The organism is Camelimonas sp. FR25, from assembly GCF_059740505.1.
Window position 1 is genome coordinate 1 of sequence record NZ_JCAWFG010000083.1, and the last position, 5179, is coordinate 5179.

Consider the following 5179-nt stretch of genomic DNA (forward strand, 5'->3'; position numbering starts at 1 on the left):
GCGTCAAATGCCCAGTCCTTCTGGGCGCCATTGTACACGACGCCGAGATTGACATTAGCCTTGCCCTCGAGGAACGCGTAATTGAGGTTCAGGCTGGCGACGTTGCGCGGGCGGCGCACCAGCTCCGCCCCTGTCGAATCCTGCCCATCGGTATAGGTGTAGGAGCCCATCACGGTCAGGCCGTCGATCGGGCGCACGGTCGCGCCGACTTCCACGCCCTGAATGGCCGATGTTCCTGGCAGGTTGACGGATGTATTTCCGGCGCCGGTGATCATGTCGCGAATGCGCTGGTTGAAATAGGTGGCGTTGAGAACGACCTTTTGGCCCCAGATTTCCTGATCGACGCCCACGTCCCATCCACGCGCCTTTTCGGGGCTCAGATCTGGGTTGCCGCGATAGGTGTTGGTATAGCCATAGAGTTCCGACATCGTGGGGTTCTTCACGCCAGAGCCCAGCGAGGCGCGTAGCTTGGTGCCCGTTTCGTCTATGCGGTATGCGCCAGTGAAACGATAGGTCGTCGAATCCTTGAAGATGTCGTTGTTGTCGTGGCGCACGCTTGCGGTGACGGTCAGGTTGCGGAACGTGCCCTGATACTCACCGACGAGGCCGGTCGTGCCCATGGTCCGGTTATCGTTCGACCATGCACTGTCACTGCGGTAACGCTCATCGCGGTGCTGGGCCGCAAAGGTAACGATGTGCGTCGCATCAAGGAAGCTCGGCGTGTCGAAGCGAAAGTTGGTGCGGTATTCGTAATTGTTGGTCGTGCCGCGATAGTCGCTCGTGGGCTGACGCTTGGTGCGGTAAACATTGTTCTGGTCGGTGACGCTGGACGAGAAGATGTGGTTCCAGCGACCATCCAGAAGCTTCACCTTCGCTTCGGCGCGTCCGAACAGTTGGGTGCCCTTGTTGTCCATGTCGGCGTCGACGGCGCCAACCCCACCGATCTCGGTATCGTTCTTGTTGAAGAACCGGGTGTAACGACCGACGAAATTGAATTCGAGGTAGTCGTTAGGGCTGAAACCGAACTTCGTGTAGCCCGTACCGTTACGGTAACCATCGCGCTCGTAATTGCCATTGCGGCTATCGGCGACGGAAAACCCATTCGTCGTAAAGCCGGCGCCGCTAAGCAGGAAATGAGCCCGGTCATTGGCCATGGACACCGTGGCGCCGCCGTTAAGGGTCTTTTGCGTGCCGCCTTCGAGGCGCGCGGAAACCTTCGGTTTGCCGTCACCCTTTTTGGTGATGATGCTGATGACGCCGCCGATGGCGTCCGAGCCGTAGAGCGCGCTCTGCGGGCCGCGAAGCACCTCAATACGCTCCACATCGTCGGTCAGCAGGTTGGCGAAATCGAACTCGGAACCATTGCCGGGGTTATTGACGACGATGCCGTCGATAATGACCAGCGTTTGGTTGCCCTCGGAGCCGCGCATGCGCACCTGTGTCAAATTGCCGACGGGGCCGGTTCTGTTGACGGCGACGCCGGGAACCTGGCGTAGGGCCTCTGAGACCAGCCGAATGTTCTGCTTGCGCAATTCATCGCCAGTGATGATGGAGACAGTGCTGCCAACCTTGCTCAGGTCCGTTGGCGTCAGGTTCGCCGACACGCTAATCGTGTCGAGTGCGATGACGTCTGCCGGCAGTTGCGCGACCGACGGCGAAGGGGCGTTGTTCTGTTGCTGGGCCAGGGCAGGCGCAACGGCGCACATGCCAATGATCGAGCAGGTCGTGAGGAGTGCAGCGGAAAATTGAAAACGGGGCGCGCGAGGGACTGTCAGGAATTTCGTGTGCGGGCGGCGTGAAGAAAATCAGGCCGCCATGGCCCTCGTGAAGCGCTCGCCGAAGATGACGGCGAATTGCGCTTTGGCCATGACGTCGAAGAACACGAGCGGATAAACCGGATCCAGTGGCCGGGCCTGCCATGCCGCGATTTCTTCCAGCACGGCGTCGGTGACGGCGCTGATCAGATCGGGCGAAACATCAATGCCGTAGAGCTCGCGCAGATGCCCAACGATCTCCCGCGTACTCATGCCACGGGCGTACATTGAGATGATCTTGTCGTCGAAGCCGGGGAAACGGCGCTGGTAGCGGGCGATCAGTTGCGGATCGAACGTCGCCTGGCGGTCGCGGGGGATATCCAGCTCCAGCCGGCCTGTCTCGGTTGTGACTGTCTTGCGGCCATAGCCATTACGGATGTTGCCCGCTTCATCGGCCGCCAGATGATGATCCATCTCGGCATTCAGGGCCCGTTCGGCCAGCGCCTTCTTCAGATCATCCAGCAAACCGTTGGCATCGAAGGCCGTCTTCGGGTCTGCCCCAGCCAGCAACTGGTCTAGAAGTGCGTCAGAAATCCGGGGTGCTTTGCGTCGTGCCATCGGGAGCCTCCATCAGGTCCAGTATGACCGCCCGCACACGAAATTCCTGACAGTCCCGGCGCGCGAACGCAAAACTTGAACGACATCTGAAACCTCGGCGGGACGCCTGTGGCACGTCACCGCGAACGAGGTTTCCACCCGCACACTGGAAAAGCGCGCAGGCATTCGCCCGCCACGGAAGCACCCCGCTCCATGGGTTCGCGTGTGACCACGACTGACGGCAGGTCTCCTGGCTCGCGGGTCATTACCTTTCACCGCCTTCCCGGAGCCGAAGATCCAGTGGCGCGATGGTGAAAGATTCGCCGCTTACAGTTGCGGGGGCAGCCGCAGCATCAGCTTTTCAGCCTCACTGCGTTCCCTTTTGATCCATTGAAGGAACCGTCGGCATGCTTCTTAGGCCGTAACGCCTGGCACTGCAACAGGCCCTAACGCAGCCATCGGGCAGCCTCCGGCCCCTGCGGTGACACCGCTAGACTTCGGAAACGTTACTGCGGCCCGTCGGCATCACCTTGAGGGGCGTGAACGGAGTGTGCGCAATGGGGCCGATTACGGACCGTCACCTTCCGGGCGTGGAGCGCTTATTGCTGACGTTCGCGTGCTCTCCTCTATCATCGCTTGGGTCGCGCCCACCAGCTGCCAGAATCAGCCATTCGGACGATGGCGTCGTGTCTATGCATTGAGCATTGTCGACAGAGGGGCAAGCTTGAGAAGCAGAGTATCGCGCAGCGTATCGTCCGAAGAAATACGGGCGAGTGCAGCCGTCTCATAGTCTGCGCGTCCCAGAAATTTTAGAGCCTTCGCGATAGCGTTGAGTATGCCGGAATGCCGGACTGGATAGCGCATTATGATGCCGTGGAGGTCCCGTGCGGCAAGCAATACCCGGAAACGCTCTAGCTCTGCAGGGTAAGCAGATTGTATACTAAAATTGATTGTTGGAGAGGCACCCGAGGTGAGCTGGTCCCGCTTCGGCATCTGGGATAGAAGCGCGTCGCGCATTTGCCGCTCCGCCAATCTCCCTGCGAGCTGCTCTGCAATATTCGGTTTGGCCGCTTCGGCGATACCCTCGGTAACAATATTGGAAAGAAGGGATGTGAGAAGAGCGTCTTGCTTCTGCTGATCCGATTCGTACGTGAACACCTGTCGCCGCGCGACGGAGGTCAAGACATCCACGTCATAGTAAAGCGACTCCACCGAGAAAAACGGGAGCGGATAAACGCCCTCGGCTTGGAAATCGATTATTGTTTGCTGGCTCATTCCGTCGTTGTCGACCAAACCAAATGCTTCGGTGTGATGCAGGCCTTTGGTCGCTCGTATGCCAACCACAGCATGCCGCACATCCTTGCAACTGCCCTTGGGTCTGATCGAGGCTTTCGGAAACAAAATGGAGTACACTGGGGCATCGAGACTAGAGGGACCTCCTTCTGTGAATAGCACTCGACGTCGAGAACCAAGGATGTCGGTGGCTAAATCTTCCGGAAGTTCCATCGTCTCGTCAATTGTGTCTAATTCCCAGTAATCCACCTGCCCGTTTGACTGCCATTTGACTGATCGCACTATGCATACGCGTGACTCGGCGATAGATGTTGGCAGATCAAGCTCATGAGTACTGACGACGAACTCGCAATCCGTACGCGACTTGATAAGCGTCGCGATCAGAGGGGTGATTATCAAGCGATGCAGGTGCAGTTCCGGCTCGTCGATTAGGAATACCGTGCCTGGCTTCGCCGATATCACCTCAGCGACTAGGATGAGCGCAATGCGCTCCCCATCCGACATTCTCGCGTAGCTGAAGACATTGCCGCCTGAGGTCGCATTTAATTCACTGTCAACTAAAGCCATCCGCACGGCGATGTTTGCTTGCTCAAGGATCCGGTTTACCTTGTCGAGCGGGGACGCTTTCGCCTGCAATTTGGCAATCGCGGCGGCCGTTCTGACCGCGTCTGTATCTTCAGCAATCGTATTCGCACAATCGTTCTTATATTGGAGTTCCGTTGCCGTTAGGTCGTGGATCGCCTTCTCGTTTCGTTGATTGCCGGCATAGTTCCTCCAACGAGATTCGGCATCTCTGTCCCATGCTCCTAGATGGTTCGTGAGCTCTCTTCTGGCACTGGGCGTGAGCGAAAGGCCTTCACCGTCAAACAGAGCAGTTCTGCTACCTGGTAGGTAAACTGTATGCAGGGGCGAAATCTGCTGAAGCCTGTTTATGAGTGCGGATTTACCCGTTCCATTACGACCAACGATGAAAAGGGGATTGCCACGCGCGACATCAAGAGAGATGGTTGACCGATTCGGCCCCGGAACAGAAAATTCGGTCACGTTCACCCCCGCTAGAGCTTTGCCCAATTGTTTAAAATTTTCTCAACCAAAACCAGAATTCAAATTTATCGTGAATGCGGTTAATCGTTACATTATGTCAGCACACGCTTGTTTGGAAGATAGGCTGAATGGCCGAGTACAAGCTTTTTATCCAAGTCAGTTCGAAATGACAGTGTGAAAGCGTGTTACCGTCGTAAACTGGGCGCAAGGCTGGAAAGCCGCTTTTTCTCCTTTGCCATAGGGAGGAAGCTGGGCAGGATACCTCCGTCCCCCTCCCTCAGCGGGGAACAGCCCAATGTCGGTTTCCGGCAACAACGCAATGGACAATATTCGGCCGACAAGGGGCGCTGTGCAGACAATGACTAGTCGAATTTTACAACCAGAGCCGTCATAATTCCCTCCATGAATTACGGTCGTTAGGGTGCCCGTGGTGCGTCAAAGCAACGATTTAGAGACCGTTTGAGAATGGGTTGAGGCGATTTCTGCGGTTC

The 5179-nt window shown here is 57.3% G+C and carries 2 protein-coding genes, 1 pseudogene and 1 riboswitch; all 3 genes and pseudogenes read right to left on the reverse strand.

Annotated elements, in window-relative coordinates; all coding sequences use genetic code 11:
* Positions 1–1706, reverse strand: a 1706-nt coding sequence (locus AC6A67_RS10990; RefSeq protein WP_498036601.1) for a TonB-dependent receptor plug domain-containing protein, incomplete at its 3' end; no start/stop codon positions are given.
* Positions 1707–1865: 159 nt separating this feature from the next.
* Positions 1866–2372 (reverse strand): annotated as a pseudogene (locus AC6A67_RS10995) (transposase); the annotation flags it as partial.
* A 202-nt stretch (positions 2373–2574) separates the two neighbouring features.
* Positions 2575–2770: riboswitch (cobalamin riboswitch) on the reverse strand.
* A gap of 271 nt (positions 2771–3041) precedes the next feature.
* Positions 3042–4688, reverse strand: coding sequence for an AAA family ATPase (locus AC6A67_RS11000; protein ID WP_498036602.1), 1647 nt, complete (start codon positions 4686–4688; stop codon positions 3042–3044).
* Positions 4689–5179 lie beyond the last annotated feature (491 nt).